The sequence below is a fragment of the Acinetobacter sp. YH12227 genome, assembly GCF_013417785.1.
In the GTDB taxonomy this organism is placed as follows: Bacteria; Pseudomonadota; Gammaproteobacteria; order Pseudomonadales; family Moraxellaceae; genus Acinetobacter; species Acinetobacter gandensis.
In genome coordinates, this window is record NZ_VPDH01000001.1 from 74,709 (window position 1) to 92,483 (window position 17,775).

The 17,775-nt window shown below is 41.3% G+C and carries 13 protein-coding genes and 2 pseudogenes; 14 read left to right on the top strand and 1 reads right to left on the bottom strand.

Translation table 11 applies throughout. The features are described from left to right. Positions 1 to 9: 9 nt before the first annotated feature. From ftsL to FTV09_RS00400, 6 genes are all read left to right on the top strand, one after another. Positions 10 to 342: a cell division protein FtsL gene (gene ftsL, locus FTV09_RS00375; protein WP_067763016.1), complete on the top strand. Its 333-nt coding sequence runs from the start codon at positions 10 to 12 to the stop codon at positions 340 to 342. Positions 343 to 354: 12 nt separating this feature from the next. Then, positions 355 to 2,184: a penicillin-binding protein PBP3 gene (ftsI, locus tag FTV09_RS00380; RefSeq protein ID WP_067763014.1), complete on the top strand. Its 1,830-nt coding sequence runs from the start codon at positions 355 to 357 to the stop codon at positions 2,182 to 2,184. A 7-nt stretch (positions 2,185 to 2,191) separates the two neighbouring features. After that, positions 2,192 to 3,688: a UDP-N-acetylmuramoyl-L-alanyl-D-glutamate--2,6-diaminopimelate ligase gene (locus tag FTV09_RS00385; RefSeq protein WP_180056226.1), complete on the top strand. Its 1,497-nt coding sequence runs from the start codon at positions 2,192 to 2,194 to the stop codon at positions 3,686 to 3,688. Between the two features lie 9 nt (positions 3,689 to 3,697). Further along, positions 3,698 to 5,107: a UDP-N-acetylmuramoyl-tripeptide--D-alanyl-D-alanine ligase gene (gene murF, locus FTV09_RS00390; protein ID WP_180056227.1), complete on the top strand. Its 1,410-nt coding sequence runs from the start codon at positions 3,698 to 3,700 to the stop codon at positions 5,105 to 5,107. Beyond that, a complete protein-coding gene (mraY, locus tag FTV09_RS00395; RefSeq protein ID WP_180056228.1) occupies positions 5,107 to 6,225 on the top strand; it encodes a phospho-N-acetylmuramoyl-pentapeptide-transferase in 1,119 nt (372 codons plus the stop codon). The genes murF and mraY overlap by 1 nt, the downstream gene beginning before the upstream one ends. Before the next feature lie 76 nt (positions 6,226 to 6,301). Further along, positions 6,302 to 7,105, top strand: coding sequence for a putative RNA methyltransferase (locus FTV09_RS00400; RefSeq protein WP_067763252.1), 804 nt, complete (start codon positions 6,302 to 6,304; stop codon positions 7,103 to 7,105). 41 nt (positions 7,106 to 7,146) lie between these two features. Here the strand turns inward: FTV09_RS00400 and ponA are convergent, their stop codons facing one another. Continuing rightward, positions 7,147 to 9,684: a penicillin-binding protein PBP1a gene (ponA, locus tag FTV09_RS00405; RefSeq protein ID WP_180056229.1), complete on the bottom strand. Its 2,538-nt coding sequence runs from the start codon at positions 9,682 to 9,684 to the stop codon at positions 7,147 to 7,149. Positions 9,685 to 9,849: 165 nt separating this feature from the next. On the opposite strand from ponA, the pseudogene FTV09_RS00410 reads away from it, so the two are divergent. The 8 genes and pseudogenes from FTV09_RS00410 (at position 9,850) to FTV09_RS00445 (ending at position 17,543) form a co-directional block, all read left to right on the top strand. Beyond that, positions 9,850 to 10,908, top strand: a pseudogene (locus FTV09_RS00410) (pilus assembly protein PilM). After that, a complete protein-coding gene (locus FTV09_RS00415; protein WP_180056230.1) occupies positions 10,908 to 11,594 on the top strand; it encodes a PilN domain-containing protein in 687 nt (228 codons plus the stop codon). Before FTV09_RS00410 ends, FTV09_RS00415 begins: the two are co-directional and overlap by 1 nt. After that, on the top strand, positions 11,591 to 12,313 hold the full coding sequence (locus tag FTV09_RS00420; protein ID WP_180056231.1) for a type 4a pilus biogenesis protein PilO: 723 nt from the start codon (positions 11,591 to 11,593) through the stop codon (positions 12,311 to 12,313). Before FTV09_RS00415 ends, FTV09_RS00420 begins: the two co-directional genes overlap by 4 nt. Next, complete coding sequence (locus FTV09_RS00425) at positions 12,310 to 12,837, top strand: pilus assembly protein PilP (protein WP_180056232.1); 528 nt, start codon at positions 12,310 to 12,312, stop codon at positions 12,835 to 12,837. The genes FTV09_RS00420 and FTV09_RS00425 overlap by 4 nt, the downstream gene beginning before the upstream one ends. 61 nt (positions 12,838 to 12,898) lie before the next feature. Continuing rightward, positions 12,899 to 15,008: pseudogene (gene pilQ / locus FTV09_RS00430) on the top strand (type IV pilus secretin PilQ). Positions 15,009 to 15,044: 36 nt separating this feature from the next. Beyond that, positions 15,045 to 15,587 (top strand): shikimate kinase AroK, encoded by a 543-nt coding sequence (gene aroK / locus FTV09_RS00435; protein ID WP_067763002.1) that lies wholly within the window; start codon positions 15,045 to 15,047, stop codon positions 15,585 to 15,587. A 19-nt stretch (positions 15,588 to 15,606) separates the two neighbouring features. After that, positions 15,607 to 16,686: a 3-dehydroquinate synthase gene (aroB, locus tag FTV09_RS00440; protein WP_180056233.1), complete on the top strand. Its 1,080-nt coding sequence runs from the start codon at positions 15,607 to 15,609 to the stop codon at positions 16,684 to 16,686. Between the two features lie 11 nt (positions 16,687 to 16,697). Next, complete coding sequence (locus tag FTV09_RS00445) at positions 16,698 to 17,543, top strand: hypothetical protein (protein ID WP_180056234.1); 846 nt, start codon at positions 16,698 to 16,700, stop codon at positions 17,541 to 17,543. Positions 17,544 to 17,775: the final 232 nt, after the last annotated feature.

Consider the following 17,775-nt stretch of genomic DNA (forward strand, 5'->3'; position numbering starts at 1 on the left):
AGGCAAAGAATGAAAACCGAAGCGATAGAAAAAATAGCGAATAAGCTGCAAACAAAAAAAGTCGTTGTTTATGGCATTTTGATGGTGTTGGTTTTTATCAGTGCCATTATGGTGGTATTCCAAGTGTTTGAATATCGTCAAGATTATCGTAAGCTTAGTACGTTTATGCGTGAACGAGACGACTTAAATGCAGAGTGGGGGCGCTTACTTATCGAACAACAAACTTTCGGTGCAACTGCGCAAATTGGAACACGTGCGGTGACTCAACTACGTATGTATTCACCACCAGTCGCTCAAACGGTTGTTATTTCATTGCCACAAACTCCAGAACAGAAAAAATAGGCTAGCTGTCACATGGTTGAGAAAAGAAACAAACAAGCTCCACGTAAAAAACAGCAGTCTGTAACAGGTAAAACAGCGATTGCTGTGGAAATGTGGCGTTACCACCTCATGTGGGCGGTTGTTTTACTGTGCTTTATTGCACTCGTAGGACGGGCTTTTTATGTGCAAATTATTAATAAAGACTTTTTGCAAAATAAAGCCAATGCCAAAATTTTAAGAACTGAAACGCTCAAAGCCATGCGTGGTGTTATTTACGATCGTCATGGTGTGCCTTTGGCGATTAGTACACCGATCATGAAAATCGTGATTGATCCACGTGATTATTTTGATAATAAAAAACTGTTTGAAGAAACCACAGCCGAACTTGCCAAAGATCCAACCAACCGCAAACTTAAGCGTCAATTGCCAGATAAAAATTTAAATTTGGATGAGTTAGCGGATGCTGTGGGGATGGATCGTGCAGAACTTAAACGTAAAATGAATGAGCGTCCGCGTTCACGCTATTTAGTCCTACAAAAAGAAGTCCCTCCGCAACAAGCTGAATTGATCATGAAACGTGATTTTCAGGGAGTCTATACCGAGAAAAACTACAAGCGCTATTACCCGCAACCTCAGCCCAATTCACAAATTATTGGTTTAACCAATAGTGAGGGGATGGGAATTGAAGGTTTGGAAATGCAGCTTAATCAACGTCTTTCTGGTGTAGATGGGGCGCAGCAAATTGTGCGTGATAAAAAAGGCAATCGTGTTAAAGACCCTGAAATTGTCAAAGAAGTCGAATCTGGGGAAAATATCACACTAAGTATCGACTCGCGCCTGCAATACATTATGTATCGTGAGTTAACTGCGGCAGGTGTGGCAAACAATGCACGTTCAGCAACCGCAATTGCAGTTGATGTGAAAACAGGTGAAATCTTGGCGATGACCTCATGGCCATCGTATAACCCGAACGACAAGAAAAGTTTAGGTAATAAAGATGCAATGCGTAACCGTGGCGCAGTAGATTCATTTGAGCCGGGTTCGACCATGAAGCCAATGACCGTTGCGATGGCTTTGGAAAGTGGTAAATATCAGCCGAATACCGTAGTCAATACCTCGCCAGGTTCGATGCGTGTCGGTAATCATACCATTCGCGATACGCATAACTATGGTGCGTTGACACTAGGTGGCATTATTCAAAAATCATCCAACGTTGGTGTGGCTAAAATGGCCTTATCACTGCCGTATGAAACCTTACCAACTTTTTATCAGCGTTTAGGTTTTGGTCAGCGTTCGGCAGTTAAATTCCCTGGTGAAAGTGCGGGTTTAATCTTGCCGAAAAGTAAATGGAATGTCTCAGAAGTTGCGACTATGGCTTATGGTTATGGTTTAAACGCAACCGTGCTTCAGCTTGCAGATGCGTATGCGATGATTGCCAATAAAGGCGTTAAAATGCCACTCAGCTTGTACAAGTTGGAAGAAAAGCCGAAAGGCGATCAAATGATTGATCCAAAAATCGCAGACCAAGTTTTATTGATGATGGAAACCGCGACTTTACCGGGCGGTACGGCAACTCGCGCTGCGATTTCGGGTTATCGCGTGGCAGGGAAAACAGGTACAGCACATAAATTACGTGCAGACCGTAAAGGCTATTCAACTTCTGAGTATCGCGCTTTGTTCGCTGGGGTTGCACCTGTGAGTGATCCACGTCTAGCGATGATTGTCGTGGTGGAAAACCCGCAAGGTTCTTATTATGGCGGCACAGTCTCAGCTCCTGTATTTGCGCGCGTGATGCAAGAATCCTTACGTTTAATGAACGTTCCTTTAGATAAACCTTTAGATACTCCCAATATCCAGAAATAGGTGATGAATGAAAATTACGTTTCAAGATCTATACACCGTTGAACAGCCTGCTGAATGGATGAAACAATCCATTCAGGGGTTCAATCTGGATAGTCGCAAAGTCAGCACAGGGCAAATTTTTATTGCCCTGACTTCATTTTCACAACCTGAAAAAACGGCTCAATTTGCGCAAGCGGCATTAGACCGCGGTGCTATGGCTGTGGTGTCGGAAATGGATTTGGGCGTTAGTCCAAGTATTGTGATTGAAGATCTACGTCATTTGATGGGGCAATGGCAAAAGCAGTATTTGCAAACCACGCAACCTGTACAAGCTGCACGTATTTTGGCTGTAACAGGGACCAATGGTAAAACAACCATTTCACGTTTAATTGCAGAATTGTTAATGCTGCGAGGCAAAAAATGTGCAGTGATGGGCACGACAGGGAATGGTATTTTGCCAAATCTTGAAGCATCGTCACACACGACATTAGATGCTTTACATATGCAAAATGCCTTGCATACTTATGCACTTGAAGGCGCTGAATTTGCTGCAATTGAAGCCAGTTCTCATGGTTTAGAACAAGGTCGTTTAAATGGTTGTGCAATTGAGATTGCCGCTTATAGCAATTTAAGCCGTGACCATTTGGATTATCATAAAACCCTTGAAGCCTATGCCGAAGCTAAGTCACGTCTATTCAAATTTGCATCGTTAAAAGTGGCGATTATCAATATTGATGATGAACACGCCAATGTGATGCTTGATGCTGCACGTCAAAATCCCGCTCAACCTAAAATTTTAACTTATTCAACGCGTCAAGCAGCTGATTATCAAGTGACGGATATTCAATACAGTTTAAGTGGGGCACAATTCAAATTACGCACGGCTGATGGCGAGTTTGAAGTGAATAGCCCATTACTTGGACACTTCAATATTGAAAATATTGTCGCGAGCTTAATTGCAGCTGAACAAGCCGGTTTTGATTTGGCGGCATTGATTGCGACAGCGCCCAAATTGAAAGGTGCGCCAGGTCGTATGCAAGTGATTCGTGATGACGCGCGTTTATTTGTGGTGGATTATGCACATACTCCGGATGCTTTGATTCAAGTTTTACAAACATTAAAACGTCATGTATCGCAGCAGCTTTGGGCTGTGTTCGGTTGTGGTGGTGACCGTGACCGCGGTAAGCGTCCTTTGATGACACAGGCGGCATTAAATCATGCTGATGTGGCGTTGATAACATCGGATAATCCACGTACGGAAAATCCTGAACAAATTTTTGCAGATATGAAGGCGGGTGTAGGTTTTACTGGAAAAACTGTCCATGAAATTCATGACCGCCGTGAAGCGATTAAATTCGCAGTAAACCAAGCGCAAGCGGGTGATATTGTGGTTATTGCTGGTAAAGGCCATGAAAACTATCAAGAAATTGAGGGTGTCCGTCATTGGTTTGATGATGTAGTTGAAGTGCAATCGGCGATTGATGCGCAGTACCACAACACTGACTCGGCTTATCCAGCGCAATAGGAAAGAGATATGCATACTTCTACCACCAGTACGGTTCCATTAGAACCATGGACAGCGGCGCAATTCGTTGAGGCGACACAAGGTCACTGGTATAACGATAAAGCACCTACGGGGCCGATCAAGCGTATTTTGACGGATTCACGTCATGCAGAGTCTGGCGATGCCTTTTTGGCTTTAAAGGGCGAACGTTTTGATGCACATGATTTTGTCGCTCAAGTGGCAGCCAATGGTTGTGAAATTGCCATTGTGAGTCATCCTGTCGATGCTGATATTTGTCAGTTGGTGGTGGCAGATACGCGTTTGGCCTTAGGTCATTTAGGCGCATACCGTCGTGAACAAAATTCTCAACTCAAAGTGATCGCATTAACAGGTAGTAGTGGTAAAACCACAACAAAAGAAATGCTTGGTAGTATCCTTTCTCGTATTGCTCCGACCTTAATTACTCGCGGTAACCTGAACAACGATTTAGGTGTACCAATGATGTTGCTTGAGCTGCGTACAGAACATCAATATGCAGTAATGGAACTCGGTGCAAGCCACAAAGGTGAAATTGATTACACCTCAAATCTGGTGCAGCCGCAGGTCGCAGGGATTCTGAATATTGGTACCGCACACATGGGTGAATTTGGCGGCCGTGATGGTATTTGCCATGCCAAATCTGAAATTTATGCACATATTACTCCGACAGGTACATCTATCGTACCTGCGGATGATGATTTTACCGACTCGATCCGTGAAGCAGTACAAACCGAAAACGTTATGAGTTTCGGTCAGGGTGGTGATGTTTACGCAACAGAAGTAACGCTGCAGGCGCAATCTTCAAGTTTTGTTTTAAACACACCACAAGGCTCACGTTCAGTTCAATTGCCATTTGCCGGTGAACATAATGTGCAAAATGCCACTGCCGCGACTGCATTTGCATTATCGATTGGTGTGAGTTTAGAGGATATTGTGATTGGTCTAGAACATGCGACTGGTGCAAAAGGTCGTTTAAACTTTATTCCTCACAAAGAACATTTATTCATTGATGATACTTACAACGCCAATCCAACCTCAATGCGTGCTGCTGCAGAAGTACTAGCACAGCAAGCAGGCATCAAAGTGATGGTGATTGGGGATATTGGCGAATTAGGTGCATCAGCTGCACAGCAGCATTACATGTTGGGTCGTGACCTTGTTTCAGTGAAAGACATTAATTTTGTGGTGTCTGTGGGTGAGTTTTCTCCCGCTGTTCAAGAAGGTGCACGCAGTACCCAATATGGTAAAAAATTACAGGCCTTCTTGTCACAAGAACAGGCTTTACCGCTATTAATTAGCCTAGTCAAAACACATCAGCCTCAGTCCATGAGTTTCCTGTTTAAAGGTTCTCGTTATACCCACATGGAAACTTTGATGGCTGAATTGATGGAGAAACTTTAATGCTGTTATGGTTATTTGAGCAGCTTGCGGGTTATCACAGCTCGTTTCAGGTTGTTCGTTATTTAACGCTTCGTTCGCTACTCAGTGTCTTAACGGCATTGGCCATTGGTCTGCTGCTTGGACCGGTGATGATTCGCAAATTACAAGCTCTCAAATATGGTCAAGCAGTCAGTTCATTTGCACCAGAAAACCATGCGAAAAAAATGGGTACGCCGACCATGGGTGGCGTGCTGATCCTGCTTTCCATTGGTATTTCAACTTTACTTTGGGCAGATTTATCAAACCCATACGTATGGATTGTACTCGGCGTAATGGTAATCTTCGGTGCTGTAGGCTGGGCGGATGACTGGATTAAAATCCGTTATAAAGACAACGCAGGGCTACCCGCGAAGAAGAAATTCTTCTGGACTTCAGTGGCATCTTTAGGTGCAGGTATTGCTTTGTATGTCATTGCAACGCAACAAGCGAATCCTGTGCATACTGCCAACATGCTGGATTTGTTGATCCCATTCTTTAAAGATATCAGCATTCCACTTTCAATCATTCCTTTGGGTATTGGCTTTATTGTCTTTACTTATCTAGTAATTAATGGTGCGTCTAATGCGGTCAACTTAACCGATGGTCTTGATGGTTTGGCGATTATGCCAATTGTCTTGGTTGCAGCAGGTTTAGGTGTCTTCGCATACCTTGCCGGTGACGTGCGTTTTGCCAATTATCTGCATATTCCGTATGTGAAATATTCATCTGAATTGGTGGTGATCTGTGCCGCAATGATTGGTGCTGGTTTGGCATTCCTATGGTTTAATGCGCATCCTGCTCAAGTGTTCATGGGTGATGTAGGTGCATTATCATTGGGTGCAATGCTTGGTACGATTGCGGTGATGGTTCGTCAAGAAATCGTGTTTGCAATTATGGGCGGTGTATTTGTAGTAGAAGCTATTTCAGTCTTTCTACAAATTGGTTCGCTACGCATGCGTAATAAACGCGTGTTCTTAATGGCACCATTACACCATCACTATGAGAAAAAAGGCTGGCGCGAGACGCAAGTGGTGATCCGTTTCTGGATTATCACAATTATGCTGGTAGTTTTAGGTCTAATGACTTTAAAATTACGTTAAGCAAATAAATAAACGAAACCGGCATTTGCTCCCACAGATGCCGGTTTTTTTATTTCAAAATGAATTGGAGTTAAAAATGAACCTGCTGATGTGTCCAGTATGCCATGAAGCATTAAAACTCACAGAACGAACATGGCGCTGTGAAAACAATCATAGCTACGATGTGGCAAAGCAAGGTTATGTGAACTTACATGTGGTGCAGCATAAGCACAGTAAAAATCCGGGGGATACGCCGGAGTCCGTTCAGGCGCGCCGCGCATTCTTAAGCGCAGGTCATTACGCACCATTGCAGCAAGCCGTAGTGAATATTATTCGTGATTTACGTATTGAAAATTTATTAGATATTGGCTGCGGTGAGGGGTATTACACCAATGCGATGCAGGCTGAAGTCTTACAATGTGTGGGTGTTGATATTGCTAAAAATGCAGTACAAGTTGCTGCTAAATTGAATAAAGACGTGACTTGGGTGGTGGGTACCGGAGCAACGTTACCGGTGCTCGATCAATCCATTGATTTGTGCACCAGTCTGTTTAGCCCCATTCCAAAAGATGAAATATTACGTGTGTTAAAGCCTGAAGGGCACTTGATGGTAGTAACACCTGCGCCAGAACACCTTTATGCAATGCGTGAAGCATTATTTGAAGAAGTGAAGCCTCATGAACCAAACAAATTTGTGGAGCAACTTACAGCAGCATTTGAATTGGTGAGTGAGCAAGTTGTAAAAGCTGAGATGGTTTTACCACAGCAAGATCTGAAAAATTTGATTGCCATGACACCTTATGCGTATAAAGTCAAAGCTGAACGCCGTGAAGCATTGGAGCAGAAAGACCAATTTGCTTTAACTGCACAGTATCAAATTTATTTATTTAAAAAGAAGTAAAAATAGAAATAAAAAAAGCCCTCGTGTGAGGGCTTTTTCATTTATTGAACTTGATCAATCAGGTTGTCAAGTGCATCTGCTTTATGTTCATTATTTTGCGGTTTCGTAGGTTGCATTTGTGGTGGAGCCGAATGCGCGGGATTTAAATTGGTTTCCGCAGTGCTTGGTAAATCCTCAAAATCATTTTTAGTGGCTGGTGCTTTAGGTGCAACAGGCGCTGGGCGATATAAAGGTTGTGCCAGAGGCGGTGAAGATGCGCGATCACGCTCAGGTTGAGCTTGATCTACTTTAGCTGCATTACGATTGATCGGATTTTTGGCATGTGTATCAAGGTGTACCCAAGATTCAGGTGTGCCTTTTAACGATTTTGCCATGAAGTCAGACCAAATAGGGAGTGCTGCAACGCCACCATATTCACGGCGTCCAAGTGTTGAAGGTTGATCGAAGCCCACCCATGCAACGGTCACTAATTTCCCGTTAAAACCTGCGAACCATGCATCTTTGGCGTCATTGGTCGTACCTGTTTTACCACCTAAGTCACCACGGCCAATTTTCAATGCTGCACGACCAGTACCGTGTTGGATTACATCACGGAGAATATTGGCCATATCAAATGCTGAACTTGATTTTAAAATGCGTTGTGCTTGACGATAGTTAGCCGCATCAGGGTCAACAGTTTCAGGTTTAGCCTTTTCAAGATTGGTTACTTCAATGACTTCATCATCTGGTGTTGTTGGTTCAGCAGACTCAATCTCATCCTTTTGATTTATACATTTGATGCAGGCATATTCAGGATTAGCTTGATAAATGACTTTGCCATAAGCATCTTCAATACGGCTGATGAAATGCGGTTGAACACGGTAACCACCGTTGGCAAAAGTGGCATAGCCTGTTGCCATTTGGATGGGTAAAACTTGCGGTGTACCGAGTGCAATGGTGTAGTTGCGCGGGATTTGATTTTCTTGTAAACCAAAATCCATAAACAATTGGCGAGTACGTTCAATACCTACTGTTTGGAGTAATCGTACTGAAACCGTATTACGAGATAAATATAGCGCACGGCGCAGTGGAATCATTCCTAAATAGCGACCATCCGAGTTTTTCGGTGTCCATTTACCAATGGTGATTGGGCTGTCATTGACCATTGAGTAAGGGGTCATACCGCGTTCAAGTGCTAAAGCATAAACAAAAGGTTTGATGGTTGAACCGGGTTGGCGCCAGCCTTGTAAAGCTCGGTTAAATTTTGATTGATAAAAATTATAACCGCCAACAATCGCTTCAATACCACCGTTATTGGGGTTAATCGCAATTAATTGACCTTGAACTTTTGGAATCTGTACCAGTGACCATGAGCTTTTATTCGCATTGGGGCGTAAACGAATAATATCATTAACTTTTACAATTTGTGAGGCATTGCTCGGGCCATTACCTACGCTATTTGCACTGCGATAGGGGCGAGCCCAAGACATACCCGACCATGGAACGGTGATTGTACTGCCATCTTGCATTAAAGCATCAAAGCTACTTTTATTTACTTTTGTGACTTGTGCAGGGTAGGTATTGGCATAGGCCATAAAATTTTTCAGTGGTTCATCATGTGCTTCAGCACCACGCCAACCATGACGGCGATCATAATCTTCTAAACCATCTTGTACCGCTTGTTCTGCATAGGCCTGGCGTTGACTAACTATCGTGGTATAAACTTTATATCCAGAATCAGTTGCTTGTTCACCAAACTTTTCTACTAATTCTGAGCGAACCATTTCACCTACATAGGGATATTTATTGCTGACACCACGATCAGGCATGTCTAAATTAATGGGTTCAGCAATAGCTTTTTGATATTCCGCTTGGTTGATATACCCCAATTGCAACATACGACCTAAAATCCAGTTACGGCGCTCAAGTGCACGTTTTGGATTGGCTACAGGGTTGTATTTCGATGGTGCTTTAGGCAGCCCAGAAATCATCGCCATTTGCGCTAAACTGAGGTCTTTTAAGCTTTTGTTATAGTAAATTTTTGCTGCTGCTGCGATACCGTAGGCATTTTTACCGAGAAAAATTTTGTTGACATATAACGTTAAAATTTCTTCTTTACTGAGGTTTTGTTCTATTTTTCTTGCGAGGAAAACTTCGGTGAGTTTGCGTTTTAGTGTTCGGTCTGAGGTTAAGTAATAATTTTTGGCGACTTGCATGGTGATGGTTGAACCACCAGTTTGCACATCAGAGCCAGTAATACTTTCGCTCACTGCACGCCCCAGACCTTTAAAGCTAATACCACTATGCTCAAAGAAAGAAGAATCTTCGGCAGCTAAAAAGCCTTGAATAAAATGAGTGGGGATTTGATCGTACTCAACCGGCACAGAAAGTTTACCACCATACTCTGCAATCAGCTCATTATCAGCACTATAAACTTGTAGTGGCTTTAATAATGGTGCCTTTTTTAAAGTGGACATTTCAGGCAAAGACGGGGCAATATAGAGATACATGCCATAGAAACCCATTGGAATTGCGACCAAAATAATAATTACGGCCAAAAAAAATGGATGAACAAGGCCTGAACAAGATAGCTTTTTCATAACAAGTAAGTTTTAATAAGAGCTAATGGCAAACTAATTGGTGGTCAGTATATCCTTTCGATATACGGATTGTTAGATGAGTTATTGTATCTGTAGAAAATTATAGACCAATACTAATTAGTGGGTTACTTTTTTTGGGGATAAAAAAATAATAGGAATTATATTGTGCTCAGGTTATATCGTAAGCCAAATAAGGGGTTAATAGGAGTAGATATTAGTTCGACTTCTGTTAAAGTTTTGGAACTTTCTGTTAAAAGTGGACGGTATTGGGTTGAAAGCTATGCTTTGGTCCCTCTACCTGAAGGTAGTGTAGTTGAAAAAAACATCTTAAATCCGGAAGCTGTCGGTGACTGTTTAGAGCGCGCAATTAATTTAGCCAATACTCAGACTTCGAATGCGGCTTTGGCTGTGCCGACATCTATGGTGATTACAAAAGTCATCGAAATGGATGCCGACATGAACGATGATGAACGTGAAATTCAGATTCGTGATGATGCTGAACAATATATTCCTTTCCCACTGGATGAAGCGAGTCTCGATTTTGAGGTCTTGCCTGATCGTTTATAGAATCCAAATCGTGTCAATGTGTTGCTCGTTGCAACACGTATTGAAAACATTGAAGCGCGTGCTGAAGTATTACAGCTGGCAGGACTGACACCAAAAATTGGTGATGTAGAAAGTTTTGCCTTAGAAAATGCATTCAAAGTGTTCTCAGATACATTGCCAATGGGTGTAAATACGGTCGGTATTTTAGATATCGGTCACAGTATGACGACATTGTCAGTGATGCAAAATAATAAGGTCATTTATACCCGCGAACAGGTGTTTGGCGGTAAACAATTGACTCAAGAAATTCAAAATCGTTATGCACTTTCATTTGAAGAAGCTGGTCGTGCGAAGAAAACGCGCGCTTTACCAGATGATTATGATGTTGAAGTACTTGAACCCTTTCTAGAAGCCGTAGTGCAACAAGCGGCACGTTCATTACAGTTCTTCTTTTCATCATCTCAGTTTAACGAAATTGATCATATTTTATTGGCAGGGGGGAATGCCAATATTCCGGGGCTTGCGAAGTTACTACAACAAAAGTTGGGTTACCGCGTAACGATTGCCAATCCATTTTTACAAATGGGTTTTTCACCTCAAATTGACATTAAAAAAATTGAAAATGACGCTTCATCACTCATGGTGGCATGCGGTCTAGCATTGAGGAGTTTTGATTAATGGCAAAGATTAACTTGCTCCCTTGGCGTGATGGGCTAAGAGAGAAACGAAAAAAAGAATTTATTGCAATTTGCATTGGGGCGTTTTTAGTTGGGGCATTAGGGGTAGGTTCTACATGGCTTTACTATGATTATAAATTGCAAGATCAAGAACAAGCGAACCAACTGATTGTCAGTACCAATCAAAATCTTGATGTGCAATTAAAGTCGTTAGAAGGCTTACAAGATCAGCGTAATGCCATCATTGAGCGCATGAAATTGATTCAAGGCTTGCAAGGGCAGCGTCCGATTGCCGTTCATTTAATTGATGAATTGGTCCGTGTGACACCAGCAAATATGTATATTACGAAGTTTGATCGCTCTGCTGATAAGTTTACGATTGAAGGGCGTGCAGAAAGTCCAAATACGGTGGCTGAATTACTGCGCAACTTAGAAGCGTCACCTTGGTATCGTAATGCATTTATGAGTTCGTTCTTGGTGGTAGAAGAGAAGAAAGATAAAACGCCAAGTTCAATAGTTCCGCGCGTTGAAGAAAACTATGGAACATTCACAGTGACTGCTGATTTAGATCAAATTGCACAACCTGTTATTGCTGATCCTGCTGCAAATCCTGCCGCTACAACAGCAACTGACCAAGTTGCAACTGGTCAAGCTGTAGCAGCTCCTACGACGGAGGCCGCAAAATGAGTCGTGATGAATTTGAACAATTAAATCAAGATACTGTTGTTGTCCCTAAAAAGAAAATGACTTTTGAAAAGTTCATGCAGCAGTTTAATACCCTTGATCCAAACAATTATGGTAGCTGGCCTTTATCTGTAAAAATCACCTGTTGGATTTTTATTATTATTCTTGTTGGGATTTTGGGTTACTTCTTAGCAATTAAAAACAAGATTGAAGCGATTTCAAATGCTAATGCGCAAGAACAAAACTTGTTAAATGAGTTCCGTGAAAAAGATTCAAAACTACGTAACTTGCAACAGTATCAAATCCAATTACAGGATATGGAAGTGCGTTTTAATCAGCAACTTGAACAATTGCCGAAAGAAACAGAAATCCCTGGTTTGGTTGAAGATATTAACTTAACAGGCGTGAACTCAGGTTTGAAATTTAAGCAAATTAAACTTGAGCCTGAAGTTAAACAAGAGTTCTTTATTGAACAACCAATTAGCATTGATGCAACCGGTGATTATCATGCCTTTGGTTCATTTGTCAGTGGGATTGCAGGCCTTTCTCGTATTGTGACTTTGCATAATTTCACAATTACAGCGACTCCAAATAAAGAGAAAAATTCTGATATTCCAAAAGTTGATTATCAGTTAAGTGCAAAAACTTATCGCTATGTTGGGAATACGGAAACAACTGCTCAAGCAACTGACACTGCAAATAATCAGGAGGCTCCAAAATGAAAATGAATAAATTGGTTCTTTCTGCATTTGTTGGTTTGCTTTTAGCCGGATGTGAATCACGTATAGATGTTGTCAATCAAGAAATGGCAAATATTCGAAATCAAGAGCCATTACCGATTGAGCCTGCACCTGATTTTGTGCCTGTTGAGACCTTTAATTATGCTGCACATTCGTTAAAGAGTCCTTTTTTACCAAGTTCTTTAGCAGCAGAGCTAAAAATTATGGCAGGCAAACGTGTTTATCCAAACTTAAACCGTCAGCCACAGCCTTTAGAAAGTTATGCGCTTGAAACCTTGAATATGAAAGGCAGTATGCGTAATCAATCCGGTCAAACACTGGCATTGATTCAAACACCAGATGGTGAAGTTGAGCGCATTCAACGTGGTAGTTATATGGGGCTCAATCATGGTCGTGTTGTGAATATCACACCAACACAAATTGATTTGATTGAGATTATTCCAGATGGGCGAGAAGGATATGTGGAGCGTCCTAGAAGTCTTATTTTAATTGGACCAGCACCTTAAGCTTAAAGGAATAAAAATGAAGAATAGTGTACAAGATTTTATTTTTGGGGATGGCAATACAATGAATCGTATGTTTCGTCAGTTTTCGATGGGTGCTGTGGCAATGGCGATTATGCAAGTGGCCAATGCACAGGTAAGTGTAACGAATATTGTGCCAATGCAAATTCCTGGGCAAGGCACTGAAATTCGTGTGATGTTTAATGGGTTACCACCGCAGCCTCAGGCGTATCAGTTAGATCAGCCTTCACGTTTGGTCTTGGACTTTGATAAAGCGCAACAAAATTTAAAGCAAAGTTCAATTCCTGTAGCAACAAATGAAGCTACTTCAGTTGATGTTACTTCAGACGCTCAGCGTGCGCGTTTAACAGTTAATTTAGCAAATGCCGGTGCCTTTACGACCCGTGTTGAAGGTAATACCTTTATCCTAAAAATTAATTCAGCACAGTTAGCAACCTTGTCTCAACCAGTCGTTCAGCGTCAACAGCAAGGTATTTCAAATATTGGGTTCCAGCGTGGGTCTAATGGTGAAGGTCAAGTTGTTGTGGATTTATTGGGGGGTAACACACCTGTCGATGTACAACAGCAAGGTAGCAAAATTGTGATTCGTACTTTAGGAAATAAAGTACCTGCACACTTAACGCGTCGTTTAAATGTAAATGATTTTGCAACACCAGTGGCTTCAGTAGATGCGCATAATGATGGTAAACGGTATCATCACGATTCAATCAACAGGCAGCTATGAATATATGGCATATCAGTCAGACAATAAATTGACTGTGAGTTTAAAGCGACCTGAAGATAAAAATCCTTTACGCCCTAAAGCAGCAAACCATTACACAGGTAAGAAAATTTCTTTAGATTTCCAAGATATTGAAGTGCGTCGAGTACTACAGTTGTTGGCAGATTTCACTGAAATTAATATGGTGGCTGCGGATACTGTACAAGGTAATATTACACTACGCTTAAAAGATGTGCCTTGGGATCAAGCGTTGGATATCGTGCTTAAGACGAAGAATTTAGATAAACGTCGTAATGGTAATGTGATTTGGATCGCTCCAGTTACTGAGCTGATCAAAGCTGAAGAAGAGGAAGCAAAAGCTTTACGTCAAAGTGTTAAGCTATCTCCACTACAAACTGAATATTTGACCCTAAGTTATGCAAAAGCAGCAGATATTGAAAAACTCATTACGCAGTCAAAAACTGCTGGTAACAGCGGTTCGTCAAATAGTGGTAATTCAGATGAAGATCGAGGAAACTTATTAAGTCCTCGAGGTACCATCTCTGCGGACACTCGAACCAATACATTGATTATCAATGATACAGCATTGAATATTGATCAAATTCGTAAAATGGTCGATTTACTTGATGTATCTGTTAAACAGGTGATGGTTGAAGCTCGTATTGTTAAAGCATCTACTGACTTTACGAAGGAAATGGGTGTCAAGTGGGGCTTGTTATCACAAGGGATTAATCAAAATGATCATTTGTTAGTAGGTGGTAGTGATACAACGCTTTGGGATCTTAAAACTCCTGATGATGATGGTAAATATACTATTCAACGTCCAAGTAATTTAAACGTGGATCTAGGTGTAACGACTGCGGGAGCAAGCCGTATTGCCTTTGGTTTAATCAGTTTGTCAGACTTTATGTTGGATCTGGAATTATCAGCATTGCAAGCAGATGGTTATGGTGAGGTGATTTCTACACCAAAAGTACTGACTGCAGATAAGCAGCAAGCGAAAGTGGCTTCGGGGCAAGAAATTCCTTATCAATCAGTAACTGGTACGGGGTCAAATGCTACGTCTTCTACAGAATTTAAGGAAGCTTTACTTAGTCTCGATGTGACACCAAGTATTACCCCTGACGGTAAAGTACAGATGAAGCTCAATATTAAAAGTGATTCGCCAGCAGGTTATGCACAAAATGGTGAGATCATTTTGAATAAAAATGAAATCAATACTGATGTCCTAGTAAATAATGGTGAAACAGTAGTATTGGGTGGAATTTTTAATCAGGAAACTCAAAGTAAGCAAACAAAAGTACCATTTTTAGGAGACATTCCTTATGTTGGTCGCTTATTCCGTAAAGATTTAAAAAGTGATGCTAAAAATGAGTTGCTGATTTTTGTTACCCCACGAATTGTTAATGACAGTGTTACTAGAAATCATTAATATATTTTCAATTTAACAAAAGAAATAGGTGACTCCTTGCCAAGCAAAGAGTTTGAAACCCTACCAAATATTTATTTGGTAGGGCCAATGGGGGCAGGAAAAACAACCGTAGGGCGACATTTAGCTGAATTGTTGGGTCGAGAATTTCTTGATAGTGATCATGAGATTGAGCGAAAAACAGGAGCTACCATTCCTTGGATATTTGAAAAGGAAGGTGAGTTAGGCTTTAGAAGTCGTGAAACGAATGTTATTGATGAGTTGACGGCTAGATCGCAGTTGGTTTTAGCAACAGGTGGTGGAGCCGTTACTCAGTCCCCAAACCGTGAATTTTTAAAACATCGCGGCATAGTAGTTTATCTTTATACTCCCGTTGAAATTCAGCTTCAACGAACGTATCGCGACAAAAATCGTCCTCTTCTGCAAGTTGAAAATCCAGAGCAAAAGCTCCGTGATTTACTCGCAGCACGCGACCCACTCTATCGTGAAGTGGCACATCATATTATTGAAACCAATCAAGGTGCTGCACGAGATCTCGCACAAAAAATACTTCATCTGATTGTTTCTTCAAATACACCCTAGTCAATAAATGGTTAATGTCATGCAAACCCTACATGTTGAACTTGGCGATCGTCGCTATCCTATTTTTATCGGCAGTGAGTTAGATCCACAAGCACTGCTAGAGCCTTATATTCATGGCAAACAAGTCATAGTGGTTTCGAATACCACAGTTGCACCGTTGTATTTACAGCATTATGTAAACGCAATTGAGGCTTTAGGAAAAAAAGTTGCAACCTGTATTTTGCCTGACGGTGAAAAATATAAAGATATTCAACATCTCAATTTGATTTTTGATGCATTACTTGAAGCGGGCTTTAACCGTGATTGTACGGTGTTAGCTCTAGGTGGCGGTGTAATTGGGGATATGACCGGTTTTGCATCAGCTTGTTTCCAGCGCGGTGTCTATTTTATTCAGGTACCAACCACATTATTGTCGCAAGTTGATTCAAGTGTCGGTGGTAAGACAGGGATTAACCATCCACTGGGTAAAAATATGATTGGTGCCTTTCAGCAGCCGCAAGCGGTGTTGGCGGATATGGCACAATTAAAAACTTTACCACCACGTGAGCTTTCTGCTGGATTATCCGAAGTTATTAAATATGCACTATTAGGCGATGTTGAGTTTTTGACTTGGCTTGAAATGCATATGGAAGCGTTGGTTGCTGGGGATGCTACATTGTTGGCAGAAGCGGTATATCGCTCTTGTGCACATAAAGCGCGGATTGTGGCGAATGATGAAAAAGAACAAGGTGAGCGTGCACTACTAAATCTTGGTCATACTTTTGGTCATGCGATCGAATCATATTTGGGCTATGGTGAATGGCTACATGGTGAAGCCGTTGCGACAGGTATGGTTATGGCTGCTGATTTATCCCATCGCATGGGATGGATTTCGGCCGAAGATTTAGAGCGTACAAAAAAAATCATTTTACGTGCACAATTACCCATTGTTTGCCCTAAAATTCCGCTTGAGGAATTCCTTGCGTATATGTCCCATGATAAGAAAGTGTTAAATGGACAATTACGACTGGTTCTTATGAAATCATTAGGTCAGGCCATTATTACGAAAGAGTTTGATGTGGAACTGATGAAACAAGCAATTTTGGCCAATCAGGCATAAGTAGGTACAACATGGCAGCACGTCAGTTACAGTGGCAAAAAATACATCACTATATTTGGTTGGTGGCTGGTACTGTATGTCTGTTTGCTGCCTTGGTGTTTTGGGCGATTACCGATACTAAAGAATTGGTAGAGGTCGAAAAAGTTGCAGAAACTGAAATTGAATTACAGATTCAGCCTGAAAAAGTTGCTGCAATGTCCCATCTTGGTGCATTAAATGAAGAAGTTCGTCCACTAGATCTGACCACACGTGTTGTTGCTACAGCACAACATGAACCTGAATTTCGTGGGACAAAATTTATTAGTGATACTTCAAAACAGTATGCGATAGAATTGTTTCGTGTTTCTAATGAAGATATTTTAAAAAGCTTTCTACGCAAACAAGTTGAACGACATAAATTTGTATATTTACGCCTTTCAGGTGAAGACCATCCTGAGCAATACGTCATTCTTCTTGGCCCATATTCATCACAAAATGATGCGAAAAGTAATTTAGCTGAACTAAATATTGCCTTACCAGCATCTGTAAAGCCTGCTGTTGTTGAGTTGAAGCAGTATCAACCTTATGTCAATGATTTGGGTTCGGATGAAACATCGTCAAATCAAAAGCTATATGCTGTTAAGTTAAAGCCAGCAGCATTACCTAAGATTGATGAAGCGCAATTGGCTGCTCGTAAAGCTTTGGCCGCAGTATCAAATGCGATCTCGCCTCAAGCTAATGCGACCACAAGTACGACCGTAACGCGACGTGATGCTTCAGGTAATGTTGTGGATGTACAAAAATCTCAGAGTTCAGTAGAGACACCACGAGCAAAACCAGCACCTACCGAACAAGAAGTAACAGATCCGTTTAATTAAATCCTGATCCATTCAAATTTGAGTTCTAAAATGGCGCAATGGAATGTGCTAAATGGATGAAATGCACGATTAGGGTGCAATAAAATCTATAAATATAGCTAAAAATAATCTATACATATTAAAAATGCTTGTGAATAGGTGGCTTATAAAAAAATGCATCAAGTTGGCATATTAATTGCTTAATTGGTGCGTAAATTGAACTTTTCTCCCTATTTTGGCGCGAAAATGATTC